The organism is Bacteroides acidifaciens (assembly GCF_024623065.1).
Classification (GTDB): domain Bacteria; phylum Bacteroidota; class Bacteroidia; order Bacteroidales; family Bacteroidaceae; genus Bacteroides; species Bacteroides acidifaciens.
On the sequence record NZ_JANJZR010000095.1, the window covers coordinates 1 to 14,225 of the forward strand.

The 14,225-nt window shown below is 45.1% G+C and carries 17 protein-coding genes and 2 pseudogenes; 10 read left to right on the plus strand and 9 right to left on the minus strand.

The features are described from left to right. Positions 1-612 precede the first annotated feature (612 nt). The 5 genes from mobV to NSB03_RS18025 all read right to left on the minus strand — a co-directional run bounded on the left by mobV (position 613) and on the right by NSB03_RS18025 (position 5,558). Positions 613-1,908, minus strand: a complete 1,296-nt coding sequence (gene mobV / locus NSB03_RS18005; RefSeq protein ID WP_024988508.1) for a MobV family relaxase — start codon at positions 1,906-1,908, stop codon at positions 613-615. A gap of 199 nt (positions 1,909-2,107) precedes the next feature. Beyond that, positions 2,108-2,506 carry a hypothetical protein gene (locus NSB03_RS18010; RefSeq protein ID WP_024988509.1) on the minus strand — a complete coding sequence of 133 codons (399 nt, stop codon included), beginning with the start codon at positions 2,504-2,506 and terminating at the stop codon, positions 2,108-2,110. Between the two features lie 33 nt (positions 2,507-2,539). Continuing rightward, positions 2,540-3,727, minus strand: coding sequence for a primase-helicase family protein (locus NSB03_RS18015; RefSeq protein WP_104404212.1), 1,188 nt, complete (start codon positions 3,725-3,727; stop codon positions 2,540-2,542). 246 nt (positions 3,728-3,973) lie between these two features. Continuing rightward, entirely contained in the window at positions 3,974-4,339 is a 366-nt protein-coding gene (locus NSB03_RS18020) for a hypothetical protein (protein ID WP_024988510.1), read from the minus strand. Positions 4,340-4,349: 10 nt separating this feature from the next. Beyond that, positions 4,350-5,558, minus strand: coding sequence for a site-specific integrase (locus NSB03_RS18025; RefSeq protein ID WP_104404213.1), 1,209 nt, complete (start codon positions 5,556-5,558; stop codon positions 4,350-4,352). A gap of 448 nt (positions 5,559-6,006) precedes the next feature. Between NSB03_RS18025 and NSB03_RS18030 the strand changes: the two genes are divergently transcribed. The 8 genes and pseudogenes from NSB03_RS18030 to NSB03_RS18065 all read left to right on the plus strand — a co-directional run. Then, entirely contained in the window at positions 6,007-6,222 is a 216-nt protein-coding gene (locus tag NSB03_RS18030; protein WP_128824481.1) for a hypothetical protein, read from the plus strand. A gap of 11 nt (positions 6,223-6,233) precedes the next feature. Beyond that, complete coding sequence (locus NSB03_RS18035; protein WP_008782570.1) at positions 6,234-6,455, plus strand: hypothetical protein; 222 nt, start codon at positions 6,234-6,236, stop codon at positions 6,453-6,455. 12 nt (positions 6,456-6,467) lie between these two features. Further along, positions 6,468-7,064: a hypothetical protein gene (locus tag NSB03_RS18040; protein WP_024988512.1), complete on the plus strand. Its 597-nt coding sequence runs from the start codon at positions 6,468-6,470 to the stop codon at positions 7,062-7,064. 16 nt (positions 7,065-7,080) lie between these two features. Continuing rightward, on the plus strand, positions 7,081-7,491 hold the full coding sequence (locus NSB03_RS18045; protein WP_024988513.1) for a PcfK-like family protein: 411 nt from the start codon (positions 7,081-7,083) through the stop codon (positions 7,489-7,491). Positions 7,492-7,493: 2 nt separating this feature from the next. Next, positions 7,494-8,777: a PcfJ domain-containing protein gene (locus NSB03_RS18050; RefSeq protein WP_024988514.1), complete on the plus strand. Its 1,284-nt coding sequence runs from the start codon at positions 7,494-7,496 to the stop codon at positions 8,775-8,777. 24 nt (positions 8,778-8,801) lie between these two features. Beyond that, positions 8,802-9,059, plus strand: a complete 258-nt coding sequence (locus NSB03_RS18055; protein ID WP_024988515.1) for a DUF8466 domain-containing protein — start codon at positions 8,802-8,804, stop codon at positions 9,057-9,059. A gap of 20 nt (positions 9,060-9,079) precedes the next feature. Further along, on the plus strand, positions 9,080-9,313 hold the full coding sequence (locus NSB03_RS18060) for a DUF3873 domain-containing protein (protein WP_024988516.1): 234 nt from the start codon (positions 9,080-9,082) through the stop codon (positions 9,311-9,313). Then, a pseudogene (locus tag NSB03_RS18065) lies at positions 9,310-9,435 on the plus strand (DUF6956 domain-containing protein); the annotation flags it as partial. The gene NSB03_RS18060 and the pseudogene NSB03_RS18065, both read left to right, overlap by 4 nt. 108 nt (positions 9,436-9,543) lie before the next feature. Here NSB03_RS18065 and NSB03_RS18070 read toward each other — a convergent pair. Genes NSB03_RS18070 through NSB03_RS18080 form a run of 3 tightly spaced genes read right to left on the minus strand, consistent with a single transcriptional unit; the run spans position 9,544 to position 12,759 of the window. Then, complete coding sequence (locus NSB03_RS18070) at positions 9,544-10,569, minus strand: tyrosine-type recombinase/integrase (protein ID WP_005841877.1); 1,026 nt, start codon at positions 10,567-10,569, stop codon at positions 9,544-9,546. Between the two features lie 2 nt (positions 10,570-10,571). Next, positions 10,572-11,558 carry a tyrosine-type recombinase/integrase gene (locus NSB03_RS18075; protein ID WP_005924223.1) on the minus strand — a complete coding sequence of 329 codons (987 nt, stop codon included), beginning with the start codon at positions 11,556-11,558 and terminating at the stop codon, positions 10,572-10,574. Next, a complete protein-coding gene (locus NSB03_RS18080) occupies positions 11,542-12,759 on the minus strand; it encodes a site-specific integrase (protein WP_244266399.1) in 1,218 nt (405 codons plus the stop codon). The genes NSB03_RS18075 and NSB03_RS18080 overlap by 17 nt, the downstream gene beginning before the upstream one ends. Before the next feature lie 220 nt (positions 12,760-12,979). Here NSB03_RS18080 and NSB03_RS20920 point away from each other — a divergent pair. Then, positions 12,980-13,105: pseudogene (locus tag NSB03_RS20920) on the plus strand (DUF6956 domain-containing protein); the annotation flags it as partial. Positions 13,106-13,158: 53 nt separating this feature from the next. After that, positions 13,159-13,467, plus strand: a complete 309-nt coding sequence (locus tag NSB03_RS18085; protein ID WP_024988517.1) for a hypothetical protein — start codon at positions 13,159-13,161, stop codon at positions 13,465-13,467. Between the two features lie 94 nt (positions 13,468-13,561). Here NSB03_RS18085 and NSB03_RS18090 read toward each other — a convergent pair whose 3' ends face one another. Next, positions 13,562-14,158: a hypothetical protein gene (locus NSB03_RS18090; protein WP_257466559.1), complete on the minus strand. Its 597-nt coding sequence runs from the start codon at positions 14,156-14,158 to the stop codon at positions 13,562-13,564. Positions 14,159-14,225: the final 67 nt, after the last annotated feature.

Genomic DNA, 14,225 nt, shown 5'->3' on the forward strand with positions numbered 1-14,225 from the left:
TATTTTGTTTTGCTAAATTTTATCAATTAACTTATTTGTGATCAACGGATTAGTTATAAAATTAACGAAGTGTTATATTATTTAAATTGAGGAAAAAGATGAGGGGGGCTTTTTAGTCAGCCCCTTGGTTCATAAGAATCTGGGTGATAGAGATAGTCTTTAAGCGTCTCTTTAACCAACTTCTCAGCTTTTTCCTCGTTAGAGAGTGTGCAAGAAGTCATAACTAATGCAACTGCACAGGATAGTAAGGTAATAACATTCTTCATAATGTTCACTATTTTAATGATAATTATTGACACTTATCCAAAACACGAAGCGTGGCACTGCGATGCTACGTCTTAGTTCGGAGGTCCTGAGAAAACCCTGTGTACAGATGTAGTAATAGCAGCCCACGCTATAGCGTGAGAACCACTATGCTACCCTTGTACACAATTCAGAAATTTCTCAGGTTTCCGTTCTACAAGATAAGCATAACGCTTCTTCTTTTTCTATGTCTCGGAAAGGGCTTCCCCAATCCAATTGCAAAAGTAGCTAAAATCCTTGATAAATTCCTTTCATTGAATGATTTTCTTTACTTTTTGAGACTGTTTGAACGGGATTTATGCGCGTGCATTAAATTTTCATCCCATTACTTTGCTTTTGGGTAGTAATCCCCAAACCGTTTCTCCATTCATGCGCCTTCTGCTGGAACCATTGCACAAGCGGAATATCATTCACGCATATTCGGAAATGTCCAGTTCTGCTTTTATCTTCTTCAAACGAGAAAGCCGCACCTTCTGCATGGAATTTACGGTTAAATTCGGGTGAATAAAAATCACCCTTTAACTTCACCTTCTTCAACTTGCACAATTCTTGGATTATCTGTTCGGAGAAGTGCAACGTATTACGACAGAAGTCTATCAGGGGCAACAATTTATCCACATGAGGAAAGTATCGTTTTACCTTGTCTATATACTCACCGAACTTGCTGCATTGGGTTTGGTGTTCACATTCCATCTGCTTGATATATTGCTCTAATCTTGCATTTTGATTTTCAAGTTCTGCTATGCGCTGCTGAAACCCTTCCCTTTCCGCTTTCAACTTTCCACCACCCAAAAGAGAACCGACCTTTGCCACGAGTGCGGCTTTCGCCTCGGTCTTAGCGGCTTCCAGTTTTTCCGACTTGATTCCTTGCTTCACCTCGTCAAGTTTCTGTTCCGCCTGTTGTCTTTCCGTTTGCAACTGCTGCACATTGGCTTCAAGTTCTCCCGTCTGCCGCTTCAAATCACGGTAGTATTGGGCGGTGGTGGTATGCCGTGCCTCCGAGCCACGGATACCACGCTGCAAGCCGTATTTCGCCATTGCTTCGGCGTAGTTGTCGTGATAGGCTGACAGCTTTTCACGTGTCAGCACGTCATCGGCGCACAGGCGAATGGCATCCGTTTTCTTGCGGTAGGTGCGCTTGCCCTCTGCCTGTTGCTTCTTTTTCGCTTTCCTGCGCTCGCCCGTTACAATCGGTACAACCGTTGCGTGGATGTGCGGCGTATGCTCGTCCATGTGCAGGACTGCCGAAACGGTGTTCTCCCGTCCGAAAGTGCGGTGCAGCCATTGCAGGTTGTCGGCACACCATTCGTTCAGTCTGCCCTCGTCCTGCACTTTCATCATGTCCTCATGCGTGCCTGAAAGCACGATGCGGATTGCCCTCACTTGGTCGGGCGTTATCTTCCTCTTGATGCCTGCCGTGCGGATGCGGTGATTGATTGCTCCGGTGCGGTCTGTCACGCCATCGGGGAAGTCCACCAGCTCACGGTTGAGGCAGGTGCGTGTAGAGTCGGCGTTCTTGGGGATGGTCTTGCGTTCGATGTGGTCGGACGCGCCCGTGTCCGCCGAGCCTTTCGCCTTGTTGAATTGGATGCTTATGTATCCCATTTTTGTCTTTTGTTTTTATAGGTTCTACAAACTTGTTTGTTCATGCCCGTCCGTTGCGGTCATGCCGCATGAAAACGGGGGTGTCCAGAGGGGGTAACCCCGTTGGCTCATTGGGGCGTTTTTAGCATTAGCGCAGCGGTGCGTGAAGAAAACGCCCTAATGAGCTATGGCTTTTCCGTTCTTAAAATCCGCTGCGCAATCAGTGGTCGCCGGATGCTTTTTCTTCTTTCGCCAGCTTGGGTGGTACGTCATGCCGCCCTGTCGGTTTGTCGTCATGGTTTCGTGCCGTCACGTTGACATGCCTGCTTGTTGACATGATGGCATATCGGTATACGTAATACCCACTTGGAATGCCCTGCCGTTTCCCCACAGACTTGTTGACGGGTGTAAAAGCGTTGAAGTGTTGAATATGGCACATAACATATTGATATATTGTTTTATATGCACTCAACTTAGTTTCAACAAACGCATAATGCCCAACAAACGGCAACGAAAAGAAGGAGTGAGGACAGAATTGGATGCTGCCGCGCTCCCTCTTCATCGTCCGTTGGGCGTTGTTGGTATTCTGTTGAGTCTGTATATTACTATATATCAACATTCTATTATATCTATTCAACAATTCAACAGAATATCACAGGCTTTCCAGCAGTTCCTTGGTCACGGTGTAATATCTGCCCACTCCCTTGCGTGGTTGGTAGCGTCCCTCGCCGCCATACATGTAGGTGGTATAGGTAAGCCCGTTGGGTGCAGGGGACAGTTTCCAGCACTCCTGCACCACTTTACGCACCTGCGGCTTCTCTGCCTTGACCTGCGAACACAGCAGCAGGGGGATAATGTCATGCAGGCAGAATGACACCGTTTCCACTTCCATCTTCGCCATGATGTCAAGCAGCAAGTCCGCCATTTCTATTTCGAGGCGGTTGCGGTTGCTGCGGATTATCTTCCGCAAGGCTTCCGTATCAATCAGCTTCGGGGCAAACCACATACGGCTTTCTTTTTTCGTTGATAATTCCCGATGGATAAGGAAGTACAGGAAAGCGGGGATTTCATCCTTCAGCTTTTGCAGGAAATCGGTGTCATCACACTGCAATCGTCCTATCTTGCGTACCCAATAGCGTGTCTCGCCTGCATCTATGATGACGGGCAGATGCTCGTTGTTGGAACACAACACAAACTTGGCGAAGAAACCGATTTCGTTACGGTCTTTGCCTTTCGCCTCCACCTTGTAGGAAAGTGTGGTGCTGAGGTTCTTCAACCGTTCGCTGTCCTCCCTGCGGTTGAGCAGCACCTCGTCCACCATGATGAGCAGCTTGCCTGCCCAATCGGAATTGAACTGGCTGCGGAAGTCCTCATTGGTGTTGAACGTCACGTTGTCTTGGAAGATGGCTTTCAGGAAATTGAGGAACGTGCTTTTGCCCGTGTTCCGTTCTTCGGACACCAACAGCAGGATAGGCAGCTTCTGGACAGGTTGCAGGTAAAGCAGTTGCAGATAGTCCATGCCCAACTCGTATTGCTCTCCGAAGATATGCTCCACTAACGAGCGGATGCAGGGGAAACTGCCCTCCTGCGGTCGGTGTCCTATCGGCTCATAGAGATTGAGGAACTTTCCGACAACGGGCTTGTAGCCCACATGGTCGGGGACGGTACAGAAACCGTCATACTTCGGCACGGTAGCCATGCGGTCTTTGCCGTAGTCCTGCCGCAAGGTCTCGGAGTTCCATGCGATGCGTTTCTTCACACAGCCCCCGTCAATCAGCGGCTGGTCAACAATCTTGTAGAGGGTTGTCCCCACACGGATGAATTCGTCTTGTTCTGCCATAGGCTTTGCTTGGTTTTGTGTCGCCGACAGCAGTGTCGGCAACGGGTTAAACAATCGGGTGCAAAGTTATGATGCAACGCATAAAACTCTGATACGCAAAACGAAGCGGAACGGCGCAATCGTAACAAACTGACAAGAAAATGCAGAAAAGCACATAAGAAAAGGTGCGGCAAAACAAAAAGAAAGCCCGAAGAAGCATTCCTTTCTCGCTTCTTCGGGCTGTTTACGTAGGTACGTACCCACGCTCTAACACTCGCACATCGGTCTGTCAATTGACACCCACAGGACTTGTTTTTCTTTTCGCCCGTACAGCCTTTCCAGCAGGGTATCGCGCACCATTGCCGCACATGGGGTATTGATGCGGAATGCAATTGCCACGACCATAGGCAGGGCGTACACTTCCATTCCGTAGCCGTCGGGCAAACGGATATACCGTTCTGCCTCATGTCGTTTCAGCACTCCACTCTTATATACGGCTCGGATGGCGGCACGGAGTGTTGGGGCGATTGTACCCAACAATGAGGACAGCTCTGCCTCTGTCATCCATACATTTGTAGAAGTGGGTATAGTCACTCTACCGTACTCATTCATCGTAATAATGCCCCGTTCCATAATCAAGCGGTTATATGTCGAAACGTCCGCTTATTTTGTTCTCAAAGGCGGAAATGTCGCTGTTTAGTTTCGTGTTCGTTACCTTGGCATAAATTTGCGTGGTCTTGATGTCCGTATGTCCGAGTATCTTGCTCACGCTTTCTATCGGCATACCGTAGTTCAATGCCATGACAGCGAAGCTGTGCCGGCTGAGGTGAAAGGAAACCGGCTTCTCGATACCGCACTTCTTCGCTATGTTCTTTATGCGTTTGTTTACCATGTCAAGTGAGCCTATGTTAAATAGCCTCTTGTCTTTTCGGAACGGCTCGTAACGCTTGATTATCTGCATCGGAATGTCCATCAGCTTGACTTGGAACGGGACACCTGTCTTTTGCCGTTTCGACACAATCCACTGCGCACCGTTCATTTCCACGATATTGTCAGTCGTGAGGTTCTTGATGTCTATGAACGATATGCCCGTCCAGCATCCGAACAGGAACAAGTCCCTTGCCAGCGCGAAGTTTGGATTTTCCAGTTTGATTGCGCCCAATGCCTGAAGTTCCTCCTCCGTCAGAAAGCCGCGCTCCTTATGGTCGGGGTCAACGTGGTACATTGCAAACGGGTTTCTTGGTATCTTTCCGTTGTAGTGAGCCGTGGTGACGATATGTTTCAATGGTATGGAGTATATCCACACGGAAGATTGCGCAAGCCCTGCCTCGTTGCGCAGGTACAGGCAATAGTCGCGGATGAAGTCCTCCGTAAGTTCGTTCATCGTTATGTCGGCACGTTTATATTGCTTTCTGATAAACTCGGCTACATACTTGCGGACAGTCAGGTATTTCAGATATGTGCGCTTGGAGCGGTCTTTACCCACACGTTTGGCAAAAGCCGCGTTCTCCTTGTCAAAGGCACGTAACAAGGTCTCATATTCTGTGCCTATGCCCTGATAAGCGTTACGTACCATTTCAGCGGTCACACAGGCTTCACGGTCGGAAAGACGCTGATAGTGCTTCACTATTTGCGCTTTGATGTTGTCCAACGCGAAGTTTACCGCCTGTGCCTCCTTGCTCTTGCCTTTGGCACGGTTTCCCTTTGCGTCCCAAAGTGCTTTTGGGATGGTCTGCTTGCAACTGAACTGTGCGATAGTCCCGTTGATGGTCACACGTCCCATGATGGGGACAACTCCGTTCTTCTCTTTGCTTGCGTTCACGTAGAACACGGTCTTGAATGTACTCCTCATAATCCTTACTTTTTGTTTGGTGCAAAATTAGTTTATGGGAGTTGTAAGGGCAGAATGTAAACCTACGCAGAACGCAGAAATATAGACCGTTAGTATTAAAAGTGCATCCGATATCGGGTAATGATTTGGAAGTGCATCTGTTTCCATATTCTTCCCAAAGCCTGTCTTCCCCATCTGTGCCACCTTGTGCCAACCTATGCCCAAACCTACTGACAGTCAGTTGAAATGCTCAATTCTTCTCAAATCTTCATTTTATCCTATTCTTTTTCCCGAAAAACCTTGCATCCCCTAATCCCTACCTTTTCAAGCACCCGAAACGAAAACGACCGATGCGACAGAAAGACGCATTAAAAAAAATGTCGGATAAACGAGAGGCAGATAAGATAGTTTGAAACTCAACTCCCTCAGCTCTTGAATCCACATTAAAAAAATCAAAAACAGCGAAGATATGACGGCAACGGCAAATTTCAGACAAACTGCGCAATACATCGGGTTGGCGATATGCAGCTTGATAATACGCACCGCCTTCGGGGTGTTCGGCATCCTTTGGGGCATCATAGCAGAGATTGTAAACGGAATGTTCCGAGTGGCGATAGGCGTAATCGTGGCTACCCTTTCCACAATCGCCTTCTTCGGCTTCATCCTTTGGTTATTCACCCTTTAACCCCTACCGACATGGCAAAGAGAAGCAGCAAAACGGCAGCGCAGCAGTGCAGATACTACGAGGTGGACAACATCTTCGTGTACATGGTGGAAACGTACACCAACGGCAACATATCCGTGTTCCGTGAACTCTACCGAGAACTGAACAAGGACGCACGGAGGGACTTTACAGACTTCCTTTTGAGCGAGGTGGAGCCGACCTATTGGAGAGAGATACTGAAACAGACCATCTAAAACGACAGCGATATGAGAACGATAACAAGGACATACGACCTTTTCCAATTAGCCGAACTCTCCGTAGCAGCGAGAGAAACCGCATACAGCGAATGGCTGCACACCTTTGAATACGGATGGGACAGTGACAACCGTAACACGCTGGAAGCATTTGAAAGTGTGTTCAAGGTCAAAGTTAACGATTGGAGTTACGACACGTGCCGTTATTCCTACCGCTTCACCTCACGTTACAGCGGAGAGGAAGAGGAACTCAGCGGCATACGGCTTCTGAAATACATCGTCAATAATTATTGGCACACCCTATTCAAGCCGAGAACCTACTACCTCAAAGGCAATTACAAAAAAAGACGCAAAAGCAGTGTATTCACGGACAATTGCTGCGTACTGACAGGCTATTGCGCAGACGAGGACATTCTTCGACCCATCTACGACTTTCTGAAAGCACCCGACACCCGAATCACTCTGTACGACCTCATGGACAAGTGCCTTGACAGCTTCTTCAAGTCGTGCCGTGACGATATGGAATACCAGTGCAGCGAGGAGAGTTTCGAGGAGAGTTGCGCAGCCAACGACTACGAGTTTTTGGGAAACGGAAAAATGTATAACTGATAAAAACGACAGCGATATGAAAGGAACAGAACATTTCAAAAGAACGATACAGATGTACTTGGAGCAGCGTGCAGCCGAAGATGCGCTCTTTGCGAAGAACTACCGCAACCCAGCCAAGAACATAGACGATTGCGTGACCTACATTCTGAACTATGTGCAGAAAAGTGGTTGCAACGGCTTCACGGACGGAGAGATATACGGACAAGCCGTCCACTACTATGACGAGAACGAGGTAGAGGTGGGCGAACCTATCCAATGCAAGGTAGCCGTGAACCATGTGGTGGAACTCACAGCGGAGGAAAAGGCGGAAGCACGGCAGAACGCTATCCGACAATACCAAGACGAGGAACTCCGCAAGTTGCAGAACCGCAACAAGCCGACAGCGAAGAAAGAAACCAAAGTTGAACCATCACTATTTGACTTCTGATTATGAAACCGAAAACACGCATACAGCAGGAAGTCGCACGTTTGAGCAAGCGACTACCGGGATTGACCGAAGAACAAAGGGCATACGCTTTCCGCCATTGCTTCAAGCATTACGCAGTCAAAAGGGCGGACGGCACGAACATCTGCACCGAGTGCGGACATTCGTGGAAGAGCGACCACGACCTTGCGGATACCGTTTGCGGATGCACCTGCCCCCGTTGCGGCATGGAGTTGGAAGCATTGCGCACCCGAAAGAGTGTTTTCAGAGATATGGAGTATTTCTCCATCGTCACCACCTGCAAGCGATACCAAGTGATACGCTTCTTTTCCGTCAAGTCACGATACAAGGCGGGGCAGCCAGCCGAGTATTCCATCTTTGAAGTGGTGCAGAGGTGGATTGCCCCCGACGGCAAGACAACGACCGTTGCCCGATTGCGTGGCATGTCCTTGTTCTACTACGACCTATGGAATGAATACAGCGACATGGAAGTACGCAAGAACGGAGAATTTCGGGCATACGACATAAATCCGGTATGCACCTACCCCCGACAGCGTTTCATACCCGAAGTGAAACGCAACGGCTTCAAGGGTGATTATCACAACATACTGCCTTACGACCTTTTCAAAGCCATACTTTCCGACTGCCGAGCCGAAACGCTGTTAAAGGCAGGGCAATATCCCATGTTGCGTTACTATATATACCACTCTTTCAATATCGTAGAGTATTGGGCATCCGTGAAGATATGTATCCGAAATGGCTACACCATTGCCAACGGCTCTATGTGGCGTGACACGATAGACCTCCTGCGTCATTTCGGCAAGGACACGAACAGCCCGAAGTACGTTTGCCCTGCCGACCTCAAAGCCGAACACGACAAGTTGGTGGCGAAGCGTAACCGACAAAGGGAACGTGAGCGGACGGAACAGCAACGGCAAAAGGCGATTGAGGACGAGAAGAACTATCTGAAAGCCAAAGGTATCTTCTTCGGACTTGTGTTCTCCGACAACCTTATCCGTATCAAGGTCATAGAGAGCGTGGAGGAAATGATAGAGGAAGGACGTATGATGCACCATTGCGTGGGTGGCTACCACAATCGGGAAAATTCTCTTATCCTTTCAGCGACCATTGACGGCAGACGCATAGAAACGATAGAGGTATCACTGAAAACTTTGGAGGTGGTGCAGTGTCGTGGCTTATGCAACGAGAACACCGAATACCACGACCGCATTGTAAACCTTGTGAACAGCAACGTGAACCTTATCCGCCAACGGATGGAAGCGGCATAGTATAAACCTATAATACCCAATAGTATGGAAGTAAGAATTGAAAGCATGATTTGTCTGTGTGACGATAAAATCCCCGTGATGTTCCTTGAATTTGTGAACCTCCTCACTCTGGCAACGAGTGAGGAGCTGTTAAGAGCAAGCGTCAAGGGCTTTGCCGAGAAGCACGAACTTGACAGGTTCTTCCTTTACGGCTTCGGCAGCCACCATTTCTACCTGCACCAACGCTACACGAGCGACCCCGAAATGGTGATGCGCAACCGAGTTTTGTCAGTACATTTTTAACAACTCTAAAATCAACGATTATGGCAACACGAATGACTATCAACGGAGTAAGCACCTGCACGGAAGCAGGTATGGAGAAATACGAAAAATTCCAAATGGGTATCGGCAGACGCAAGCGGACACTTGTGCAGTACGACTACCGCCACCCCGCAGACGGAGAATTGTTCTCTTGTGTCAAACCCACGTTGGACGAGTGCCGGACCGCACGTGACAAGTGGCTGACCACGAAAAAGGGAAAGGAGGGAAACTTATGAACGCAGCAGGTTATCAAACGCTGATAGTGAAATTCAGCAAGCCTATCAAGGTGTTGGACGAAATGTTTGACGATGCTGAAGCATGGGGAGTAACAACCCTTTGCGAGTGGATAAATGCTTATGTTATGTATAGGGAATAATTATGTAAAGTTTGTTTGGTTTATTTTTATTAAGTTACTGATTTTCATCTGTTAAATAACATAATATCCCAAACAAACTTCACATAAGTTTTAATACTTAGTCCGTAAATCCTTTAGATAACCCAACAAGGATTTGTCTTTTTGCCATGTCGTTTTACCCTCTTTTATTATTCCCGGATTTACACGTGACAATGCCTCCAGCTTCTTCTTTTCACTTGCACGAGCATATATTTCTGTTGTAGTTGTTGAAACATGCCCTAAAAAATCCCTTATATAAACCAAATTTATATCCGCCTCCAATAAGTGCATGGCTTTGGAATGCCGGAAAGAATGGCATCCCAAATTTTCAGGGATTAAATCAGGGGACTTTTTTCGAGCTATCTCTGCATATTTCTTTACAATATTCAGGACGGCAACACGGGAAAGTTTCTCTCCGTGGAAATTACAAAAAATAGGAACACAATGCCTGTCCTCTTTCATCAATCCCTCATCATACATATATTTTTTGAGATTGGATGCTTGTTGTTTTGATAAAGGTACAATCCGTGCCTTATTACCCTTTCCGCATAATTTGACAGTCGCCGTATCATTAAATTCTATATTAGGTGGCGTAAGGTCAATTAGTTCCTGAACTCTTGCCCCACTGTCATAGAGTAGTGAAAGAAGAACGAAATCCCGACGACCATATCGTGTTTTCAAATCAGGTTGACTTAAAATCAACTTTATACCATCTATCGTAAGATAAGCCATTTCAGGAGCAGCAGTTTTCTTTTTCCTTATTGACATTATTTCATGATAACGGAACATTCCTTTTACATCTCGATATTGCAGGTAACTATAAAAAGACCGAATGGCTGCAAGACGTGCATTTCGCGTGGAAACAGAGCAATGCCTGTCTTCTTCAAGCCATTGCAAGAAATTTATAATCCGTTCTTTGGTTATATCCGCAAGGGTAACACGCTGTGGATTTATAAATTCTTGCTCTTTCAGGAACTCAATCAACAGGGAGAATGTGTAACTGTAAGTCAATATCGTATTTTGGGAAACGCCACATTCTATTGGCAGATATGTGCCAAAAAAATCGGTCAGATATTTAGAAAAATCAGTAGGTTTCATAATTATTCTTCTGTTTCAATATTAATATCAGGGAATACACAACGATAGGTATCATCAACTTTTGCAATTAATTGAGGATACATTTGCTGCGTCATCCGTACATACTGGTTTGTTGAGTATAAAGATTTATGTCCGACATAAGTCATAAGGAGTGGCAATGAGTTGTATAGGTCTTTTCCTGATTCTGACATTTTAACAAGAGATTCCACGCAAAAAGTATGGCGCAAGTCATGAAGTCTGGGCGTTTTGCCCTTTGCCCCTGCAAATATTCCTGCCCGTTGCAACACCGCCTTGAACAATCTGTTTATAGATGTTCCTCTGCATCGCTTTCCGTCAGCAGAAGAAAAGAAGGGCGCATCCGGTTCAACAGACATATTACAGTGTTCTTTATAAACAACATAGTCCTTACAAATTGCAGTCAAAGACAAAGACATTGGCACGATTCGGTCTTGTCCGTTCTTACACTCATGCAGGGTTAGTGTACCCAAAGCGAGATTAACGTCCTTATGGCAAAGTTTTAACGCTTCTCCGATACGTATTCCCGTTCCGTATAGCATCCTGATAATTAAAGGAATTACACCTCTTATCGAATTGTAAACGCATTGTGTGCTTCCCATTTTGTCACACTCCTTAAAAATTGCAGCCATCTCTCTTTTGGTGTATATATGAGGGATGAACGAACGCTTGGTTTTACGCAATTTCGGGACATAGGAATCATATCCCAAAAGTCTAAGATAACTTGAAAAACCACGAAGGTATAACATGCGTGTTTCACGATTTCTTTCTGATTCCAACGGATTCAGGTTTTTCCAAGCGTTGAATAAATCTCTTGAAATGCCTATTTCTGTTTCGTTGCGTTCAATAGTGAGCATGTCAAAACGGTGTAGTCTCCTTTCAATATCAACCATCTTATATCCTTTTGAACGCTTATAATCAGCATATTGCTGGATTAATTCGGAATATATGCCATAGTTATTTGCTTTCTCCATATAGATTATCATAAATTGTTGTCGGAATAAAAGGTACATCCAATGCGCATTGTCGCAAAAGGTCAACAGATACACGAAGATATGCCGTTGTAACTTGGGAATTGCTGTGTCCCAATGTTTCAGATATGACAGGTAATGTCACTTCGTTACTCAATAAGCTTGTGGCAAGGCTATGGCGCAGGATATGGCTCCCATGTCGTCTTGTTGCAAAATCAACTCCGGCATTGTGCATCCATTCTGTTATGGTATTTGCTACAGCATTTTTAGCCAGTGGGTTATAGGGAGTCTTAAATGACAAGAACACATAAGGTAAATCCACCTTAGGACGGCTATGTTGTATGTAATCTATTATTGCCATGCCAACTTCTTCCGAAAGTGGCAATGTAACCCTCTTGCCCGTTTTTTGCTGTGCAAAACATAACCTGTTATTCTCCCAATCCAAATTGCAGAAACGCAGCCCTCTAATGTCAGAATTGCGCAAACCGTATCGGGCTCCCAATAATATAATGGCATAATCCCTTTTCCCTCTTGATGTCGTACGGTCAATGGCATTGATAATCGCCTCTACTTCTTGGGGCGTATAAACGGACGGTATTTTGGGGCTTTTGAGAAATCTGTGTTTAAAAAGTTCCTTCCAACGTTCCGGATTGTTGTCCGGTAATAACCCACGCTCGCACATATAAAACAAAAATGCACGTACTTTCGTAATAGCTTCTTCCCGTCCACCTGTAGTCAGTTCCTTATCAAGTTTTTGTATATATAAGATTCCTTCTTGCAACCCGAATGTTGCGGCATCCAAATCGGCAGATACCCAATACTTATACAAATCATATAATCTGATTTCACTTCTACGGATAGAAGCGGACTGCCTTCCGGTAGATTGTAAATCTTTCAGGAAAAGACGAAAGGGATAACCTTTTTCCCCACCGAACTCATACGGCTTTTTGAGTGTCCGTGCTCTTACCTCATTCGATTCCAACAACTGGTTTAAAGCGTCAATATGCCGGTAACGCAGTTTTTCCCGTACTGTTAGGGTCTGGTAATCCCTATTCAAGAACCTATATTGAAGAAACTGATACCCTACGGAATTATCATATTCCGCTATTTTCTTCTGTTCCATGAAGTGCGCCAATTCATTATAAGTACGATTGTACATTTTGAAACTTCCTTGTTTGTAACCTCTTGATTGCAAGAAAGACATAACACGCTCTCTTAGTAAATCTAATTTTCCTATTCGCATAATAAATCATGATTTAAAAATGGATAAAGACAAAAGTATTATGCGAAGATGTTATGTGAATAGTTTCTTCTGAAATATTTGATATTCTTATAGTTGGTTGTTAGCAATATGTAAGATTAATGTAAACTTTACATAATTATTCCCTATACATAACATAAGTTATGTAAATCTTTGCATAAGCTACGAGAGTTCACGTTTCACCGCCATTGACAGCCATACGGCTGTAATCACAAGCGAGTACAACATGGAGTGTCTGAAGGCGTGGCTGGAAAGACACACCCCCATAACCGAGAAAGCAGAATTTTAAGCGCGTTGGCGGTGTACGCACCGCCAACATATAAACCCTAAAAGACAGCGTATATGATAGCGAAGACAATTTTGGAGCAGATAGGCGGCAGACGCTTTGCCGCCATGACTGGAAGCAAGGACTTCATAGATATGGGCAACGGCTTGCGCATGAGCCTTGCGAGGAACAAGACGAGCGCAAACCGCCTTGACATCATCTACGATGCCGGCTTAGACCTCTACAATATGCGTTTCTACCGCAGGACGTTCAGTAAAAAGACATTCGAGTGCAAGACGAAGGACATCGAAACGCACGAGGGCATATATTGCGATATGCTGGAAGAAGTGTTCACAATAGTAACGGGACTCTACACCCGTTTTTGAGTGGTGGGCGGCAAAAGCCGCCTACTTTCTTTCGTGAGCATGATGGCGGAAAAGAAAGTAGGCAAAGAAACCTTTGTAAAAATCTGCGATAATTTTATTTTTTTGTTAGTAAATTCCAAGGAGTTTCTGAAATTAATTTTTTCACCATATCTTCACCTATTTCTTGTGAAATAGTAGCACCCGATACAGCGAAATCATCTAATAAATTATCAACGCCTAATTTATCTACAGAAATACCTTTCCATTCTCTTATAAATTCTTCGCTCCAATCTTCTTCAATATCACCAGTATAGTAATTTACATACGGTGTAAACTTCATATCAAACTTTACGACCAAATGATTCAAAGAGTTTGTATCAGGAGCAACAACAATAATATCACCTTGAGGAAATTTAGAAAAATCAAATGTTTCCCCTTTAATTCTCCATTCTCTCAAATATTCAAAATCATAAGAATCCACATTCAAAATATCAGTTCTCCACTTTAAATGTTCGGGTATATCTTCATTACCATCCGTATATATAACATTTCTTGCTCCAAAATCTCGAACTAATATATCTCTTGAAAAACCTAATCCCCATGGTAAATACATAGGTTGTCCCGTACTCTTTGTTTTTGTTTCAAAAAAACGCTTAATAGCTGTAATAGGAGATGCAGAAAAACAAATATATCCCTTATTACTAGTAATCATTCTATTTTCCGCCACGACAATTTTATCGGCTGTTTTTCAGCCGATAAAATAAAAATGCCCGCAAGAA

Coding starts and splice junctions, on each gene's coding strand:
- mobV (WP_024988508.1), bottom strand. CDS start 1,908: ATGGGATACATAAGCATCCAATTCAACAAGGCGAAAGGCTCGGCGGAC.
- NSB03_RS18010 (WP_024988509.1), bottom strand. CDS start 2,506: ATGTTGATATATAGTAATATACAGACTCAACAGAATACCAACAACGCC.
- NSB03_RS18015 (WP_104404212.1), bottom strand. CDS start 3,727: ATGGCAGAACAAGACGAATTCATCCGTGTGGGGACAACCCTCTACAAG.
- NSB03_RS18020 (WP_024988510.1), bottom strand. CDS start 4,339: ATGGAACGGGGCATTATTACGATGAATGAGTACGGTAGAGTGACTATA.
- NSB03_RS18025 (WP_104404213.1), bottom strand. CDS start 5,558: ATGAGGAGTACATTCAAGACCGTGTTCTACGTGAACGCAAGCAAAGAG.
- NSB03_RS18030 (WP_128824481.1), top strand. CDS start 6,007: ATGACGGCAACGGCAAATTTCAGACAAACTGCGCAATACATCGGGTTG.
- NSB03_RS18035 (WP_008782570.1), top strand. CDS start 6,234: ATGGCAAAGAGAAGCAGCAAAACGGCAGCGCAGCAGTGCAGATACTAC.
- NSB03_RS18040 (WP_024988512.1), top strand. CDS start 6,468: ATGAGAACGATAACAAGGACATACGACCTTTTCCAATTAGCCGAACTC.
- NSB03_RS18045 (WP_024988513.1), top strand. CDS start 7,081: ATGAAAGGAACAGAACATTTCAAAAGAACGATACAGATGTACTTGGAG.
- NSB03_RS18050 (WP_024988514.1), top strand. CDS start 7,494: ATGAAACCGAAAACACGCATACAGCAGGAAGTCGCACGTTTGAGCAAG.
- NSB03_RS18055 (WP_024988515.1), top strand. CDS start 8,802: ATGGAAGTAAGAATTGAAAGCATGATTTGTCTGTGTGACGATAAAATC.
- NSB03_RS18060 (WP_024988516.1), top strand. CDS start 9,080: ATGGCAACACGAATGACTATCAACGGAGTAAGCACCTGCACGGAAGCA.
- NSB03_RS18070 (WP_005841877.1), bottom strand. CDS start 10,569: ATGAAACCTACTGATTTTTCTAAATATCTGACCGATTTTTTTGGCACA.
- NSB03_RS18075 (WP_005924223.1), bottom strand. CDS start 11,558: ATGGAGAAAGCAAATAACTATGGCATATATTCCGAATTAATCCAGCAA.
- NSB03_RS18080 (WP_244266399.1), bottom strand. CDS start 12,759: ATGTCTTTCTTGCAATCAAGAGGTTACAAACAAGGAAGTTTCAAAATG.
- NSB03_RS18085 (WP_024988517.1), top strand. CDS start 13,159: ATGATAGCGAAGACAATTTTGGAGCAGATAGGCGGCAGACGCTTTGCC.
- NSB03_RS18090 (WP_257466559.1), bottom strand. CDS start 14,158: ATGATTACTAGTAATAAGGGATATATTTGTTTTTCTGCATCTCCTATT.